This window comes from Nocardia sp. NPDC060255 (assembly GCF_042727395.1).
Lineage (GTDB): Bacteria > Actinomycetota > Actinomycetes > Mycobacteriales > Mycobacteriaceae > Nocardia.
The window spans coordinates 248,430-264,500 of sequence record NZ_JBHXAU010000003.1 but is presented as its reverse complement, the minus strand read 5'-3'; the positions used below and the strand labels follow the sequence as shown (position 1 = coordinate 264,500).

The 16,071-nt window shown below is 66.4% G+C and carries 20 protein-coding genes; 15 read left to right on the top strand and 5 right to left on the bottom strand.

What is annotated here, in order from left to right; translation table 11 throughout:
• Nucleotides 1–76: 76 nt before the first annotated feature.
• Nucleotides 77–1,537: an MFS transporter gene (locus tag ACFWF1_RS09510; RefSeq protein ID WP_379284721.1), complete on the bottom strand. Its 1,461-nt coding sequence runs from the start codon at nt 1,535–1,537 to the stop codon at nt 77–79.
• A gap of 54 nt (nt 1,538–1,591) precedes the next feature.
• Here ACFWF1_RS09510 and ACFWF1_RS09505 point away from each other — a divergent pair, with 54 nt between their 5' ends.
• The 8 genes from ACFWF1_RS09505 (at nt 1,592) to ACFWF1_RS09470 (ending at nt 7,357) form a co-directional block, all read left to right on the top strand.
• Nucleotides 1,592–2,317, top strand: a complete 726-nt coding sequence (locus ACFWF1_RS09505) for a TetR/AcrR family transcriptional regulator (protein WP_379284720.1) — start codon at nt 1,592–1,594, stop codon at nt 2,315–2,317.
• 220 nt (nt 2,318–2,537) lie between these two features.
• Nucleotides 2,538–3,269 carry an acetoacetate decarboxylase family protein gene (locus ACFWF1_RS09500; RefSeq protein WP_379284719.1) on the top strand — a complete coding sequence of 244 codons (732 nt, stop codon included), beginning with the start codon at nt 2,538–2,540 and terminating at the stop codon, nt 3,267–3,269.
• A 159-nt stretch (nt 3,270–3,428) separates the two neighbouring features.
• Nucleotides 3,429–4,094, top strand: coding sequence for a DUF3159 domain-containing protein (locus ACFWF1_RS09495; protein ID WP_379284718.1), 666 nt, complete (start codon nt 3,429–3,431; stop codon nt 4,092–4,094).
• Nucleotides 4,091–4,456: a YidH family protein gene (locus tag ACFWF1_RS09490; RefSeq protein WP_379284717.1), complete on the top strand. Its 366-nt coding sequence runs from the start codon at nt 4,091–4,093 to the stop codon at nt 4,454–4,456. Before ACFWF1_RS09495 ends, ACFWF1_RS09490 begins: the two co-directional genes overlap by 4 nt.
• Nucleotides 4,453–4,761: a DUF202 domain-containing protein gene (locus tag ACFWF1_RS09485; RefSeq protein ID WP_379284716.1), complete on the top strand. Its 309-nt coding sequence runs from the start codon at nt 4,453–4,455 to the stop codon at nt 4,759–4,761. The genes ACFWF1_RS09490 and ACFWF1_RS09485 overlap by 4 nt, the downstream gene beginning before the upstream one ends.
• A 45-nt stretch (nt 4,762–4,806) precedes the next feature.
• On the top strand, nt 4,807–4,944 hold the full coding sequence (locus ACFWF1_RS09480; RefSeq protein WP_379284715.1) for a hypothetical protein: 138 nt from the start codon (nt 4,807–4,809) through the stop codon (nt 4,942–4,944).
• 76 nt (nt 4,945–5,020) lie between these two features.
• Nucleotides 5,021–6,937: an alkyl/aryl-sulfatase gene (locus ACFWF1_RS09475; protein ID WP_379284714.1), complete on the top strand. Its 1,917-nt coding sequence runs from the start codon at nt 5,021–5,023 to the stop codon at nt 6,935–6,937.
• Between the two features lie 54 nt (nt 6,938–6,991).
• Complete coding sequence (locus tag ACFWF1_RS09470) at nt 6,992–7,357, top strand: hypothetical protein (RefSeq protein ID WP_379284713.1); 366 nt, start codon at nt 6,992–6,994, stop codon at nt 7,355–7,357.
• 115 nt (nt 7,358–7,472) lie between these two features.
• Here the strand turns inward: ACFWF1_RS09470 and ACFWF1_RS09465 are convergent, their stop codons facing one another.
• The 3 genes from ACFWF1_RS09465 to ACFWF1_RS09455 all read right to left on the bottom strand — a co-directional run bounded on the left by ACFWF1_RS09465 (nt 7,473) and on the right by ACFWF1_RS09455 (nt 9,046).
• A complete protein-coding gene (locus tag ACFWF1_RS09465; RefSeq protein ID WP_379284712.1) occupies nt 7,473–7,991 on the bottom strand; it encodes a DUF1990 family protein in 519 nt (172 codons plus the stop codon).
• Nucleotides 7,992–8,080: 89 nt separating this feature from the next.
• Nucleotides 8,081–8,563 (bottom strand): M23 family metallopeptidase, encoded by a 483-nt coding sequence (locus ACFWF1_RS09460; RefSeq protein ID WP_379284711.1) that lies wholly within the window; start codon nt 8,561–8,563, stop codon nt 8,081–8,083.
• A gap of 48 nt (nt 8,564–8,611) precedes the next feature.
• Nucleotides 8,612–9,046 (bottom strand): hypothetical protein, encoded by a 435-nt coding sequence (locus tag ACFWF1_RS09455; protein WP_379284710.1) that lies wholly within the window; start codon nt 9,044–9,046, stop codon nt 8,612–8,614.
• Nucleotides 9,047–9,461: 415 nt separating this feature from the next.
• Between ACFWF1_RS09455 and rpsB the strand changes: the two genes are divergently transcribed.
• From rpsB to ACFWF1_RS09420, 7 genes are all read left to right on the top strand, one after another.
• On the top strand, nt 9,462–10,340 hold the full coding sequence (rpsB, locus tag ACFWF1_RS09450; protein ID WP_379284709.1) for a 30S ribosomal protein S2: 879 nt from the start codon (nt 9,462–9,464) through the stop codon (nt 10,338–10,340).
• Nucleotides 10,341–10,440: 100 nt separating this feature from the next.
• On the top strand, nt 10,441–11,265 hold the full coding sequence (gene tsf, locus ACFWF1_RS09445; RefSeq protein ID WP_379284708.1) for a translation elongation factor Ts: 825 nt from the start codon (nt 10,441–10,443) through the stop codon (nt 11,263–11,265).
• Between the two features lie 253 nt (nt 11,266–11,518).
• A complete protein-coding gene (gene pyrH, locus ACFWF1_RS09440) occupies nt 11,519–12,247 on the top strand; it encodes a UMP kinase (protein WP_379284707.1) in 729 nt (242 codons plus the stop codon).
• A 50-nt stretch (nt 12,248–12,297) separates the two neighbouring features.
• Complete coding sequence (gene frr, locus ACFWF1_RS09435; RefSeq protein WP_357378401.1) at nt 12,298–12,855, top strand: ribosome recycling factor; 558 nt, start codon at nt 12,298–12,300, stop codon at nt 12,853–12,855.
• A gap of 333 nt (nt 12,856–13,188) precedes the next feature.
• Entirely contained in the window at nt 13,189–14,085 is an 897-nt protein-coding gene (locus ACFWF1_RS09430) for a phosphatidate cytidylyltransferase (RefSeq protein WP_379284870.1), read from the top strand.
• A 52-nt stretch (nt 14,086–14,137) separates the two neighbouring features.
• On the top strand, nt 14,138–14,818 hold the full coding sequence (locus tag ACFWF1_RS09425; protein ID WP_379284706.1) for a MarR family transcriptional regulator: 681 nt from the start codon (nt 14,138–14,140) through the stop codon (nt 14,816–14,818).
• A complete protein-coding gene (locus tag ACFWF1_RS09420; RefSeq protein ID WP_379284705.1) occupies nt 14,815–15,546 on the top strand; it encodes a hypothetical protein in 732 nt (243 codons plus the stop codon). The genes ACFWF1_RS09425 and ACFWF1_RS09420 overlap by 4 nt, the downstream gene beginning before the upstream one ends.
• Nucleotides 15,547–15,577: 31 nt before the next feature.
• On the opposite strand, the gene ACFWF1_RS09415 is transcribed toward ACFWF1_RS09420, so the two are convergent.
• Entirely contained in the window at nt 15,578–15,952 is a 375-nt protein-coding gene (locus tag ACFWF1_RS09415; RefSeq protein WP_379284704.1) for a lipopolysaccharide assembly LapA domain-containing protein, read from the bottom strand.
• Nucleotides 15,953–16,071: the final 119 nt, after the last annotated feature.

Sequence of the window (16,071 nt, the reverse complement as noted above, 5' to 3'; positions counted from 1 at the left end):
CAATCAGGCTGCGGTGCAGCGGTTTACGAGCGTCACCGCCGCCCCGTACCAGCCGGTGGGGCGGCGGCGACATTACCTAGCTGACCTCGACCGCGGACTCCTGCGGCTGATCGGCGGGCGTGCGCCGGGCGCGGAGCAGGGTCACGCCGAGCAGTGCGGCGGCGACGCAGAAGCCGGCACTGATCCACGAGCCGGTGGACATGGCGGTGGTGAAGGCCGCCTTGGCGGGCTCGGCGAACCCGAGTTGGAATGCGGCGCCGATGGATTCGCGCGCCGCATCGGGGACGTCCGCAGGCATGTTCTCGGTGAACACGCCGGCCAGCACGCTGCCGAGGATGGCGATGCTGATCGCCATGCCGACCTGCTGCAACGTGTCGTTCATGGCCGAGCCGACGCCCGCGTGTTCGAGCGGAATGGCGCTCATGATCGCGGCATAGGCGGCCGGACCGGCCAAACCGCCACCGATTCCCATCACCAGCATGCTGACCAGGATCATCAGGTATCCCTCGCTGACGGCGAGGATCGCGAACGCCCCGCCCATCACCAGCAGTCCGGACACGATGAGCGTCTTGTTGCTGAGTGTCTTGCCCAACGTCGCGCCCAAACCATTGAATACGGCGGCGGCCACCGCATAGGGCAGCAGCGCGAGTCCGGCCTTCATCGGCCCGTAGCCGAGCACGAACTGCAGATACTGGGTGAGCATCAGCATGACCGCACCCATACCGAACACCATCAGCAGCAGCGTGAGCGCGGTGCCGGTGAAGTCCCGATTGCGGAACACCGCCAGCGGCAGCATCGGATGCTCGGACCGGCTCTCCCACACCACGAACCCGATCGCGGACAGCACCGCCAGCGCGATCATGCCGATATTCCACTCGCGTTCGATGATCACGTAGACCGTCGAGACGAGCGCGACCACCGACAGCAGCACGCCGATCAGGTCGACCGGTCGCTGCTCGCCCTTGGTCTCGGGCATCAGCACCACCGCCGCGACGATGGCGAGCACCGCGACCGGGATATTGAGCAGGAACACCGAGCCCCACCAATAGTGCTGCAGCAGCACGCCACCCAGCGTCGGCCCAGCGACGATGCCGACCATCGAGACGGTGCTCCACCAGGCCATCGCCTTGCGTCGCTCGTCCTCGGCGAAGGTGGTCATCAGGATGGACAGGGTCGACGGCATCAGCAGCGACCCGCCGACACCCATCGCCACCCGCGCGACGACGACATGCCACGGCTCGGTGGCCAGCACCGCGACCAGCGAGGCCACGCCGAACACGGCCAGACCGCAGATCAGCATTCGCCGCCTGCCGAATCGGTCCGACAGGCTGCCCGCGGTGAGCAGTAGTCCGGCGAAGACCAGCACGTAGGCGTCGAGGATCCACTGCACGTCCGACGGCGTGGCTCCCAGTTCGCGAATCAGCGACGGGATAGCGAGATTGAGCACAGTGCCGTCGAGCATCAGCACCAGCAAGGACAGGCAAAGGACCCCCAGAATCCACCAACGGCGAGGGTCTCGTACATCGTTCGATTCCACTAGAACACCGTACGATGAACTCGAACGATGTGCGACTGAATATAGGATTGGCCGGTGACCAAGCAGTTCACCTCGGTATGGCTTCGCGAACCCCGGCAGCCGAAGGCGTCGGGCTTGCGCCTGGACCACATCATCGGCGCCGCCGTCGAACTCCTCGACGCCGAAGGGCTCGAGTCGTTGAGCATGCGCAAGATCGGCGCGAAACTCGACGCGGGCGCCACCAGCCTCTACTGGTACGTCGCCAACAAGGACGAATTGCTCGAGTGGGTGCTCGACGAGTTCTGGGGCATGGTGGAGGTTCCGGAGCCGGACGAGGCGGCGTGGCGGGAGGTGCTGACGACATTCGCCTACAACTTCCGGGACACACTCCGTGCGCACCGGTGGGGTGCCTCGTTGATCGGTCAGCTGCCCAGCATGGGGCCGAATGCGTTGCGGCTCAACGATCGGCTGCGCCGGGCGTATGTCCGGGCCGGCTTCCATGGCGTCGACATCTATCTCGCCAGCGGCACGGTGATGTCCTATGTGCTCGGGGTGGTGACGCCGGAGCTGGCGTGGGAGAAGACCTACGGCACCGTCGATATCAACCGGGAAGAGATGGTGCAGATGATGGAACAGGTGACCGCCGGAGACTATCCCGAGATGATGGCGGACTATCGGGAGATCTCGCCGACCAGCCCCGATGCCGCGCGGGCGATGGCGTTCGATTTCGGATTGCTGTGCCTGCTGGACGGTCTCGAGCATCGTTTGCCTGGCGGCTCGGGGGAGCGACCCGGGGGATAGAGCATCCAAACGCGTCGTGGTTGGTTCCGGATCGGGCGGTACGCGACTCGACTCGGTTCCGGGCCGAAATCTAGTACGTGTTCGTTTAGCTTCCGTGGGTGTCTAGCGCGACCTATGTTGCTAATCTGAAACAAGTTCTAGTTTTTGGCGGAGCCTGTGAGTTCCGGAAATGCGGTGTACCTCCACGATTCCCGACGTGGGTGCACAGAAAGGCGTTCGCGTGAGCACCCACACCGTCCTCGGTCAAGAAGTGCGGATGCCGGTCCGCATCCGCCTCGCGCGCGCGTTCATGGCGAGCTACCTGGTCCCCGCCGATGCCGCACAGCAGTTGATCGACTATTCCGGACTGCAGGTGCTGCGTCTGCCGGGCGGTCGCGCGATGTGTTCACTCGTTTTCGTCGACTACGTCGACGGTGATCTCGGCCCCTACAACGAGTTCGGCGTCTCGTTCATGGTCCGGCACCACACCGCCGATCCCGCCGTCCGTTTCGGCGACCTGCGCGCCTTGGCGACGAACCAGGCCGGAGTCCTCATCCACCGACTGCCGGTCGACGGCGATTTCACCCTCGCGGCCGGTCGCGGAATCTGGGGATTCCCCAAGGAACTCGCCGATTTCAGCGTGCGCCACGAGGCGGGAGTGCGTCACGGCGAGCTGCGTCAGGACGGCAAGCTCATCGTCGATCTGACGGTCCGCCAGGGCATTCTCACTCCGCAACGCCGAAACACCGCCTCCTCCTTCGATGCTTACTCCCACATCGATGGCGTCACCCGCTGCACACCGTGGCGGATGGAACCGTCCGGCATGCGCGCTCGCCCCGGTGGGGCCACCCTCGCCCTCGGCGACCACCCGATCGCCGACGAACTGAGGTCGCTGCGTCTGCCCCGCCGCGCCGTGATGACCTCGACGATTTCCCACCTGGCGATGACCTTCGAGGACGCCGCCACCGTGTAGTCACCCCCGGTGATGCGGCGACAACCAGCAGGAACGGGCCGAGTAACCGCATGATCACGGCCTAGCGCGGTTCGTGGACGCCCCAAGGATGTCCGGTTAGGGTGACGTAGCGGATTGTTTGCTCGCAGCACGAAGCCGACCTGTGTGGGAGAGGTGCCCGTGGATTCCGACGACCAGCGCCAGGTACTGCATCCTGGCGATAGTCCAGCGGAATCACGGGGCGCGGAGATGTGGGGCAAGTTCCGGGCGATGCACGGCCCGCAGCACCTCCTCGACGGGGCAGCCCCGGCGATCGGATTCCTGATCGGATACTCCGCGGCCGGCGCGGAGGTCGGTGTTTTCGTCGCGATCCTGATCGCCGTCGTGCTGGGCGCGGTGCGGCTGATGCGCGGCGATTCGGTGCGGGTGGTGGCGGCCGCGGTGCTGGTGATTCTGGTGTTCTCGCTGTTCGTCGAGATCACCGGGGAGGGGCGCGGTTTCTATCTGCCCGAAGTAGCGTTGAGTGTCGTGATGACCGTGCTGTTCGGCGCGACGCTGCTCACCGGCAAGCCGCTGAGCTGCACCGTGACCCGAAAGATCCGGCTCGAACCCGCCGAGCCCGCCGACCCCGCGGTCCGGCTGCGGCTGCATCGCCGAATCACCTTCGCCTGGTTCGTGTTCTGGGCGGTGCACGTGGCGGTGATGGTGCCGCTCTACCTGGCCGACAAGGTGGTACTGCTCGGTTCCTTCGCCCTAGTGTTCGGCAAGCCCGCGCTCGTCGTGCTGCTCGCGCTGACCTGGCTGTGGGTGCGCGACAAGTCCACCGTCCGAACCGGGGCCGTATGACGCTGCCGAGCCCCGACGCCGAATCGGCGGACGGGGAGGAAGAGGTCGACTACCGGTTCACCCTCGCCAACGAGCGCACCTTCCTGGCGTGGATGCGCACGTCGCTCGGGCTGCTCGCCGGTGGCGTCGCGGTGCACACCCTGGTGCAGCCGTTCCGGATGGGTGGCCTGCGGCGTGCGCTCGCGCTCAGCTGTCTGGTGCTCGCTGTGGTCATTGCCGTTGGCGCGTATGCGCATTGGCGGCGGGTGGGGGTGGCGATGCGGCAGGGGCGTCCACTGCCCGACACGGTGCTGGTGCCGGTGCTGTCCGCGGGTATCGCCGTCGTTTCGGTGCTCGCGGGTATCGCGGTTTTGCTGCGATGAGCCGCGCCGGACTCGCCGCGGAGCGCACGGCCCTGGCCTGGCGCCGGACGGCGGTGGCCGCCATGATCACCAGTGCGCTGTTCCTGAACCACGCGGTGACCAGCGGATGGCGTCCCGCATTGATCGCCCCGATCGGTGCGGCGATGGTCATGGCCGCACTGGCAGGCCTGAGTTATCTGCGCAATCGCAGCTTGCACGAGGGCCGCTACCGGCACGGCAGCTGGGCCGTCGCCACGGCGACCGCGGTGGTAGCGGCGGTCGCCGTCATCGCGGCAGTCATCGAGTTCACCGATCCATGGCCCTAGATCCCCACCGGCACACCACCTTGCACCGACTCGCAGGAGGATGACATGAGCGAACGAAGTGAGCCAATCATGTACCGGCGCGCGCTGCGCATGCCGGAGTCGAGCCTCGGCGAGGTGCGAGCAATAGTCGCCGTCACGAGTGTGCTTGTGCCGGAGTCGAGCGTTAGCGAGGTGGAGGCGTGAGTGAGCGTAGCGAGCGAGTAATAGATACAGCCACGAGTGTGCTCGTGCCGGAACCGAGCGTTCGCGAGGTGGAGGCATGAGCGCAGCGACTGAGCCGAGCGACTTCATCGTCGCGGAGCAGCAGCGGGTGGCCGCTGGAATGCCGTTCGCCGACAACGCCGATCTCGAGGACGCCGATCGCGGGTTCATCGCCGCGCTGGCGCCCGGCGTGGTGACCGCGGCGGACGGGACCGTGGTGTGGGACAACGACTCCTACGACTTCCTGCACGAATCCTGCCCCGCTTCGGTCAATCCGAGCCTGTGGCGGCAGGCCGGGCTGGTCGTCAAACAGGGGCTGTTCGAGGTCACCGAGGGGATCTATCAGATTCGCGGGCTCGACCTGTCCAACATGACGCTCGTCGAGGGCAAAACCGGTGTGCTGGTGATCGATCCGCTGATTTCCGCGGAGACCGCCGCCGCCGGGCTCGCCCTGTATCGGGCGCATCGCGGCGATCGTCCAGTGACCGGTCTCATCTATACCCATTCGCACGCCGACCATTTCGGCGGCGCGCTGGGCGTGACCACCACCGAAGACGTTGCGGCAGGGCGTTGTCCGGTGCTCGCGCCGGCCGGTTTCCTGGAAGAGGCTGTCGCCGAGAATGTTTACGCGGGTACCGCGATGGCCCGCCGGGCCGGCTACATGTACGGCGCGGTGCTGCCGCGGGGACCGCTCGGCGCGGTGGGCGCCGGTCTCGGGCAGACCACCTCGGTCGGCACGGTGACCCTGATCCCGCCGACGGTCGACATCACCGCGACCGGGCAGGAGGAGACGGTCGACGGGATCCGGATCGTCTTCCAGGTCACCCCGGGCACCGAAGCGCCCGCTGAGATGAACTTCTACTTCCCGGACCACCGAGCCTTGTGCATGGCCGAAAATGCCACGCACACACTGCACAACCTGCTGACCCTGCGCGGGGCACTGGTCCGTGACCCGCACGTCTGGGCGAAGTACCTGACCGAGGCGATCAACCTGTACGCGCGCCGGTCCGATGTGGTGTTCGCCTCGCACCACTGGCCCACCTGGGGTACCGACCGGCTGGTGGAATTCCTTGCGCTGCAACGTGATCTATACGGATACCTGAACGACCAGACCTTGCGGCTGCTGAATCAGGGTTACGTCGGCGCCGAGATCGCCGAGATGCTCACGCTGCCATCGGCGGTCGAGGACAGCTGGCACACGCACGGGTACTACGGGTCGGTCAGCCACAACGTCAAGGCCATCTACCAGCGGTACATGGGCTGGTTCGACGGCAACCCGGCGCACCTGTGGGAGCATCCACCGGTCGAATCCGCCGTCCGGCATGTGGAATTCATGGGCGGTGCCGCGGAGGTGCTGCGCAAGGCGCAGGACTCCTACGACGCGGGCGACTACCGGTGGGTGGCTCAGGTGCTCAACTACGTGATCTACGCCGATCCCGCCAACGACGCCGCGAAAGCGTTGCAGGCCAGCACATTCGAGCAGCTCGGCTACGGCGCGGAGAACGCGACCTGGCGCAACTTCTATCTCAGCGGCGCCTACGAACTGCGCTACGGCTCGTTCGGCACGCCGACCAAGGCCAACGCGCCGACCCTGCTCGCCGCGCTGACCGTTGACCAGATCTTCGACGCCATGGCGTTGCGGGTGGACGGACCGAAGGCGTGGAATCAGCGGGTCGTCGCGGATTGGCAGATCAGTGACGAGAATCGGGTGCATCGTCTCGAACTCCGCAACGGCCGGTTGACCCATTACGACCGGCCCGACGGGGTAACGCTGCCCGAGCCCGACGCGGCGTTCACGCTGAGCAAGGCGACGCTCATCCGGGTGCTGCTGGTGGGTGAGGATTTCGGTGTCGCGGCCGCCGCGGGCGACATCCTCATCGAAGGCGACGTCACCAAGCTGGCTGAGCTCGTCGGCGTATTCGATGCCCCGGACCCGGATTTCACCATCGTCACGCCACGGGGAACGATCGGTTAGCGGCCTCCGGAAATCTGTTCGACTCGGCAAGCGACTCTCCTTACGGTGGTGATCATGTCAACCGAACCGTCGACCGACCGGCCGCCGTTGCGCGAGCGCATGCGGGCCGCGCTGTCCGTTGCGATGAAATCCCGTGACCGTCAGGCAATCACGGCCCTGCGGTCCACCCTGGGCGCCATCGACAACGCAGAGGCAGTCGACGTCGGCGAGCAGCGGGCAGGCGCGGTGGAGAGCAGCGCGGTCGGCCTGGGCGTCGCCGAGGTCGCACGCCGCGAGCTGACCGAGGACGACATCGATCAGATCGTCCGCGCCGAGATCGCTGAACGCCACACCGTCGCCGAGGAGTACGACGGTCTAGGCCGCTCCGACCACGCCGAGGACTTGCGCGCACAGGCCAAGACACTGGCCGATCTGCTGTAGGCCGCCCGACATCGATCAGCCGAAGGTCGAACTCGAGCGTCGTAGTTCCGCAACGAGCCCCGCGAGTTGGGCCGCACGCGCGACTCTTCCCACTCTCCGCTCAATGCAGTCCAAGTCAGGCTGAGGTGGGCAGAGTTTTGATGTATCGCCCTGCGATGAAGCGTTGGATGAGGCGGACTATCGGACCGCCGAGCCGGGTGTACCAGGTCCCGGGGCGCGAGAACGCGGTGACGATGCCGTACACCGACTCGTCGGCCGGGTCGTATTCGACCGCGAACAGTTCCTCACCGATTTCCGGATGCCCGGGCAGCGTGCCGTAGGCGAACCCGCGCTGATTCGGCGCGGCGAGCACGTACACCACCCGGCACGGCGCGATGATCGCCAACGGCCCGAACCCGAGCCGCACCGTCAGCCGGGTACCCGGCTCGGCCCGCACGGTCGACGCATCATGAAAGATGCCCGTGCCCTTCTGCATCCGATAGTCGAGAATCGCCGTCCCCGCGTGCTCGAACAGCGCGCGCCCCTGCCCGATCCGCCGCCGCAGCCGAAATCGGTGATATCCCTCCGGTAGCTCGCTGCTCGTGGCACCAACTTCCGGATAGGTGAACGGCGGATCGCTGGATGCATGCTCCATGCTCTGATCTTCACCCTCCGTCGACACCGTTGGGAAGCGTTCGGCAGCGTCTGTTCGGACACGCCGCGCGCCTCGCACAGGCAGCGAACTCAAGGCGACGCAACCGGCTTCAGGCGTAGGGGAGCGAGGTGCAACAGGCCGAGCGGATCCAGGTATTCACGCCCGCGCCGACCACCACCCTCGCTACGCAGCCCCCAGTGCAGGCAGGTCCCGCAACCTTCGTGCCCGGCTTCCAGGGTGCCGATCCGGGTGCCCCGCGCGATCCGGCGTCCGACCGAAACCTCGGCGCGCACCGGCTCATACGTGGTCCGCAGCCCGCCTGGATGATCGATCGACACCACCGGCTTGTCGGCCACCATCCCGGCGAACACCACGATCCCATCCCCAGCTGCCAGCACCGCCTGCCCTGGCGCACCGGCCAAATCGACCCCGCGATGCCCCGGCAGCCAGTCCTGCGCAGGCTTGTCGAACCGCCGCAACACAGTCGGCCGAGGCTGCAGCGGCCAACTGAACGACCCCGCGGGCGCGGCAGTCGCGACCGGTTCCGCCGAGGTCAGCAGGATCAGTGCCAATGCTGCCGATCCAAGGAGCCGTGCCCGGTTGCTCGACATCATCCGAGATCACGTGGTCGGCAACGCCAACGGAGCAGGCGAGACGAGCCCACAGAACTCGGAATCACTCGGCGACATGAAAAACGGTGCGGGACCGACATATTCGCAGAACTCGGGATCAAGTGGAGATATCGCAAACGGATCGATCCCGCAGTCCGACGCATCCGCCGACGCGAACAAACCAGTCGGACCGAAGGACGCGCACAGTCGCGGAATATCTATCGGCGGCGATATCCGAATTCCGTCGCCCACCCGCAGCGGCGCCGGATGCAACAGCCCGCAGAACGAACCCGTGCACGCCCCGGGCACGGGTTCGTTCCACGGTCGCCCGCCGATCAAGGCCGCCGTGCTCGGCTCGACCACATCGTGCGCGGCAGCGGCACCAGCAGGCGGCGCAGTCAACACGGCGAGCACGAAGAAAAGCGGTATGACCAGCGTCGTCATCGAAGAAATCGGATTCGAAGGCATGCCACAAAGCCTCATCCGGCCATCCCGATCGCGGTACCCCCACCACCCGGATTGTGGACAACTTTCGCAACTGTGGACATCTCCCGTTCCACCTGCCGCGACCGCCACCACGTGCCCCTGACAGGCCGATTTAGTAGCTGGACTCCTAAGACGTAGACTGATCGGGCGGTCTGTGCGTGCATGGACCGACTTCGCGCGCCACCCCGTGCTTGTTCGCAACGGCGCTGTTCGAATCGACTCAGCAAAAATCGGTTCGTAGCGGTGCCTGTGCGGAGCAGGGAGTCGTCGGCTGGTCCCACCCTCGCGGTCGGGTCCGACGGTTCGGAGGCGCCAGGGCAGCGGATCACCGATTCGCTGCGTCAACCGGCAACGAAAGAGAGATACGGGAGCTATGGCTGTCGTAACAATGAAGCAGCTGCTCGACAGCGGCGCGCACTTCGGACACCAGACACGGCGCTGGAACCCGAAGATGAAGCGGTTCATCTTCACCGACCGCAACGGCATCTACATCATCGACCTGCAGCAGACGCTGACCTACATCGACAAGGCCTACGAGTTCGTCAAGGAGACTGTCGCCCACGGTGGCACCGTTCTCTTCGTCGGCACCAAGAAGCAGGCCCAGGAGTCGATCGCGGCCGAGGCGACTCGCGTCGGGATGCCCTACGTCAACCAGCGCTGGCTGGGTGGCATGCTCACCAACTTCTCCACCGTGCACAAGCGCCTGCAGCGCCTCAAGGAGCTCGAGGCCATGGAGCAGACCGGTGGTTTCGAAGGTCGCACCAAGAAGGAAATCCTCATGCTCACGCGTGAGATGAACAAGCTGGAGCGCACCCTCGGTGGTATCCGCGACATGGCCAAGGTGCCCTCGGCCATCTGGGTCGTCGACACCAACAAGGAGCACATCGCCGTCGGCGAGGCGCGCAAGCTGAACATCCCGGTCATCGCGATCCTGGACACCAACTGCGACCCCGACCTGGTCGACTACCCGATCCCGGGTAACGACGACGCGATCCGTTCCGCCGCACTGCTCACCAAGGTCGTCGCCTCCGCGGTGGCCGAGGGCGTGCAGGCGCGGGCCGGGCTGTCCTCCGGTGACGACAAGCCGGAAGCCGGCGCGGGCGAGCCGCTGGCCGAGTGGGAGCAGGAGCTGCTCGCGTCGGCCGCACCGGCCGCCGAGGCCCCTGCCGAAGCCGCCGCTGAGGCCCCGGCCGAAGCACCGGCGGAGGCGCCCGTCGAGGTTGCCGCTGTGGAGACCCCGGCCGAGGCCTGAGTCTCGTAACTCGCTGTTCCAGCGGTGATCACCAACGCGTGCGATGGTGATCACCGCTGCCCAGTACTCAAGCACTTTCTCCGAAGGAGGCTCGCCACCGATGGCGAACTACACCGCTGCCGATGTGAAGCGGCTCCGGGAGCTCACCGGCTCCGGGATGATGGACTGTAAGAACGCGCTGGCCGAGACCGACGGTGACTTCGAAAAGGCCGTCGAGATCCTGCGCATCAAGGGTGCGAAGGACGTCGGCAAGCGTGCCGAGCGCACCACCGCCGAGGGCCTGGTCACCGCCAAGGGCGGCGTCATGGTCGAGATCAACTCCGAGACCGACTTCGTCGCCAAGAACGCGGAGTTCCAGGCGCTGGCCGATCAGATCGTGGCTGCCGCCGCGTCTGCCAAGCCCGCCGACCTGGATGCGCTCAAGGCCGTCGATCTCGGCGGCCAGACCGCCGACGAGGCCGTGCAGGCGCTCGCCGCGAAGATCGGCGAGAAGCTCGAGCTGCGTCGCGTGATCTCGCTCGACGGCCCGGTCGCCACCTACCTGCACAAGCGTGCCTCGGATCTGCCGCCGGCCGTCGGCGTGCTGATCGAGTACCAGGGCGAGGGTGACGCGGCCGCCGAGGCCGCCCGTGCCGCCGCCATGCAGGTTGCCGCGCTCAAGGCGAAGTACGTTACCCGCGACGAGGTTCCGGCCGACATCGTGGAGAACGAGCGTCGCATCGCCGAGCAGACCGCTCGCGAAGAGGGCAAGCCCGAAGCCGCACTGCCGAAGATCACCGAGGGCCGCGTCAACGGCTTCTTCAAGGACGTCGTGCTGCTCGAGCAGTCGTCGGTCACCGACTCGAAGAAGACCGTCAAGGCCCTGCTGGACGAGGCCGGGGTCACCGTGACCCGCTTCGCCCGGTTCGAGGTCGGCGCCAACTGATCGCGCCCCGCGACCGTCCCGGTGCATACCGGGATGGACCCGCGGGACCGGGTCTAGCCGCACTCACAGCACCATAGCGAGCAGGCCCCCCGTCGACCGATTTGCCGGTTGACGGGGGGTCTTCTTATGCCGCCGAACACACATAAGGCAGGATAGGGGCCGCTCCGTGTTGAGGAGCCTTTCCGAGCTGCCGAATTCTATGACGCACTTGCCTGCCGAGAACAACGTTGACCGCCGAAGGAGAAGAACACCCATGACGGACCCGGGGATCGATCGCCCAGGATATCGCCGGGTGCTTCTCAAGCTAGGTGGGGAGATGTTCGGCGGCGGCCGGGTCGGCCTCGACCCGGACGTGGTGCAGACGGTCGCCGAGCAGATCGCCGAGGTGGTCGCCACCGGCGTGCAGGTGGCCGTGGTGATCGGCGGCGGCAACTTCTTCCGCGGCGCCGAGCTCGAGGAGCGCGGCATGGAACGCGCCCGCTCGGACTACATGGGCATGCTCGGCACCGTGATGAACAGCCTTGCGCTGCAAGACTTTCTGCAGAAGCAGGGTATCGACACCCGGGTGCAGACCGCGATCACCATGGGCCAGGTCGCCGAGCCCTACCTCCCGCTGCGCGCCAAGCGGCACCTGGAGAAGGGCCGCGTGGTCATCTTCGGCGCGGGCATGGGCATGCCGTACTTCTCCACCGACACCACCGCCGCTCAGCGTGCGCTGGAGATCGGTGCCGAGGTAGTGATGCTGGCCAAGGCCGTCGACGGCGTGTTCACCGCTGATCCCAAGGTCGACGCGGACGCCACCATGTACTCCGAGATCACCCACAAAGAGGTCATCGAGCAAGGGCTCAAGGTCGCCGACGCGACGGCCTTCAGCCTGTGTATGGACAACCAGATGCCGATTCTGGTGTTCAATTTGTTGACCAAGGGCAATATCGCCCGAGCGGTCGCCGGTGAGAAGATCGGCACATTGGTTCGGTCCTGACCCCGCGACCCGCGGATCATGACGATGACGACGCTGTGGAGGAAACGGTCGTGATTGATGAAGCGCTCTTCGACGCCGAGGAGAAGATGGAAAAGGCTGTCACGGTAGCGAAGGACGATCTCGCAGGCATCCGCACCGGACGTGCCAACCCGGGGATGTTCACTCGGATCGTCGTCGACTACTACGGTTCGCTGACTCCCATCACCCAGATGTCCAGCATCACGGTGCCGGAGCCGCGCATGGTCGTGATCAAGCCGTACGAGCAGGCTCAGCTCGGCGCGATCGAAACCGCCATCCGCAACTCCGATCTCGGTGTCAACCCCACCAACAACGGTGACATCATTCGCATTTCGGTGCCGCAGCTGACCGAGGAACGTCGCCGCGAACTGGCCAAGCAGGCCAAGGGCAAGGGGGAGGACGCCAAGGTGTCGATCCGCAATGTCCGCCGCAAAGCCATGGACGAACTGTCGCGCATCCAGAAGGATGGCGAGGCGGGTGAGGACGAGGTCGGGCGCGCCGAGAAGGACCTCGACAAGACCACCGCCAAGTATGTCGGCCAGATCGACGAACTGGTCAAACACAAAGAAGCTGAACTGCTCGAGGTCTGACGCTGACGTCGGCGCGCCGCCGATCGAACGCAGCAGGCCCGCCGGGCGGGGGACGAACGGAACGACGAGTTGAGCGACGGGACAATCGTGGCCGAGAACGCCGCCGCGACCGGTGCGGCTGAGGAGCCGAGGCCGGTGAACGGCACAGCTGAGACGAGGCAAGAGCGCGTGCGCGATGCGGAAGCGTCGAGTTACGAGCCTTTAGCCTCGGTTGCGGCGTCCGATCACGACGCTCCGGCCACCGATGGTGTTTCGTCGCCGGGCGCGCACGACGGTGCTGCGCCGTCCAGCGTGTCCTCTTGGGGACCGGATGCGGTGATCACCGAGCAGGCTGTGCCGGCTGTCTCCGCCGCCGAGCACGACCCCGAGGCGCACGGTCCCAACGCGGTGCTCGCCGCCGCCCCGGCGTCCGGTTCCCGCGCGGGCCGGAACCTGCCCGCGGCGCTCGCCGTCGGTTTCGGTCTCGGTCTCTCGCTCATCGCGATCCTGCTGTTCGTGCCGAAGGTGTTCATCGGTGTCGTCGGAGTCGCGGTCGGCGTCGCGACCTGGGAGGTCGCCAAACGGCTGCGCGAAGCCGATGTGCTGGTGCCGCGGATTCCGCTCATCGTCGGCGGCCAGGCCGTGTTCTGGCTCGGTTGGCCGTACGGTGCCAGCGGTGTCGCGGGTGCCTTCGCGGCCACCGCGCTGACCTGCATGGTGTGGCGCCTCTTCGACCACGGACTGCAAACCGCACCGCGAAACTTCCTGCGCGACACCGCCATTGCCATCTTCACGCTGGCCTGGATCCCGCTGCTCGCCTCGTTCGCGACGCTGCTGCTGCTCGAACCGGACGGCAACCTGCGGGTGCTGACCTTCATGATCCTGGTCGTCTGCTCCGACGTCGGCGGTTACGTCGCCGGGGTGCTGTTCGGCAGGCATCCGATGGTGCCGTCGATCAGCCCGAAGAAGTCCTGGGAGGGTTTCGGGGGTTCCCTGGTCTTCAGCGTCATCGGCGGCCTGCTCACCGTCACCCTGCTGCTCGACGCCAACTCGATGATCGGCGTCGTCCTCGGCGTCGGCCTCGTCCTGGTGGCCACCTGCGGCGACCTGATCGAATCCCAGATCAAACGCGAACTCGGCATCAAGGACATGGGCACTCTGCTCCCCGGCCACGGCGGCATCATGGACCGCCTCGACTCCATGCTCCCCTCCGCCTTCGTCTCCTGGCTGGTCCTCAGCACCCTGCTCTGACCAGGAACTATAAATTCTTGCCAGCCTCTCTGTAAAAATTTATACTCGCAAGATGTCCGAGACCAGACTGTCGCGCGCTGAGATCGCTGTGCTGTCGTTCCTCCTCGGCAGCCCGGCTCCCCAACGTCAGGTCGGCATCGCGGAAGCCACCGGCGTGACGCAGGCGCGAGTCTCCCAAATCCTGTCTGCCGCTGATGCGCAGGGCTGGACGGAGCGGGCAACGGACGGCTGGCAGGTTCGGCGTCCACGCGAGCTGTTCGAACGTCTCGTCGCCACTCGCCCACCCAAGGTGGACGCCGTCGAGGCCTGGTACAGCCTCGACACGATGTCACGACAGATCGAACTCGCGTTGGAACACGCATCCGCTCAACGAGTTTCGCTCCAGGTCTGCGGTGACTGGGCGGCTGATCGGGTAGCGCCGTGGCGTATCCCGGACATCGTCTACCTGCATGCCGACGCGCGCGTGGAGCTGGAAACGGCCGGTTTCGTCCCGGTCGAAACGGGCCCCGCCGATGCGACCGTCGTGGTGACCGTCGGCAAGATCGCGCCAGGACTGCACCTCGACCCGGCGATCGCCACGGCGATGGGCGGGCCGCCTGCACAAGCGTGGCCGCTCGCACCCATCACCGAGATAGCCCGGCACGTCCTCGCCGGCGACGGCCCCGACGCTGCCGAGGCCGTGGCCGAGCTCGAACAGCGGTTCCTCACGGCACGCAGCGAGCTCGTCGCATGATCGAACTGGAGATCGAGAGCAGTTCGCGAGCCGAGGACGGTGCCTATCTCGCGCTGGCCGATGCTGCGTCCGCGGCGACCGCACTGGATTCGTGGGCGGTGGTCGGCGGCCATATGGTCAATCTCCATGTGCTGCGCAGCGGCGTCTCGATTCCATTGCGCGCGACCAGAGATGCCGATCTCGCTGTAGAACTGCTCACCATTCGAGACGGTGCCCTGCTGGATCGATTGCGCGGCATGGGCTATGACAATCCACGGGCCGGCAACCGGTTCGAACGTTCGGTCGGTGGCACCGCCGCAACGATCGACCTGCTCGCGCCCTCGTTCACCAACCGGCACGTCCCTGATCTCGACGCGGGACCGATCGCCGTCGACGGCATCCCCGCGCTGCACGTGGCACTGGCGCGCACGCCGATATGGATTGCCCTCAGCGCCAAACTGATCGACCGCACCCGGGTGTCCGCCCGAATCGCGATCCCGGACATCGCGACCGCCCTCTGCCTCAAGGTCTTCGCTTACGCACAGCGCCTCGCGCCGCGTGATGCCGAAGACATCGGGCGGCTGCTGGAGTGTGGATATGCCGACCGGGCGTCCTGGCCCAGCGGAACCACCTTCGCCGATGCACTCGACCTGTTGCGGGAGTACTTCGACAAGCCGGGACACGCGCTGCGGAAGTGGACCGGAAATCCGGCACGCATCCGCGCCCTTGTTCGTGCACTCGCTCTTTGACGGTCCAGCGGTGTCGCCCGTCTGCTCGCGACTATTTCTTCGCGGCGCGTCGCAGTTGGAGGATGCGGACGCCGCCGACCAGTGCCATCACCAGCGCGCCGCCGATTACCGACAGGAGGACGGCGACGCCGAGTGGCAGGGAGAAGTGCCAGAAGAACAGGCCGACGTCGACCTGGTCGAGGTTCTGCAGGATGAAGACCAGCAGCACGATCAGGATCAGTGCGCCTGCGATCAGGGCGATCCAGGTGTTGCCGGTGCGCGAGGACAGCGACTGGCGGTGCTTGGCGGCGGGGACTGCCGGTGGGGTGGTGGTGGCGGGCGGCCCGGCTGCCGGGGGAGCCGAGGTGATCGGCTCGTCCGGGAAGGCCGGTTCGGGATCCGGCAGGTGGTCAGCATTGGTGGACATATTCCGATCATTGCCCACTGCTATGACAGTTACACGTATTTCCCGGCAACGAACTGGTCATGTCGGAGGCGCCAGCGCACGGGCGAGTGTGCGGCCTATTCGCCCAGATGGGAGAATGG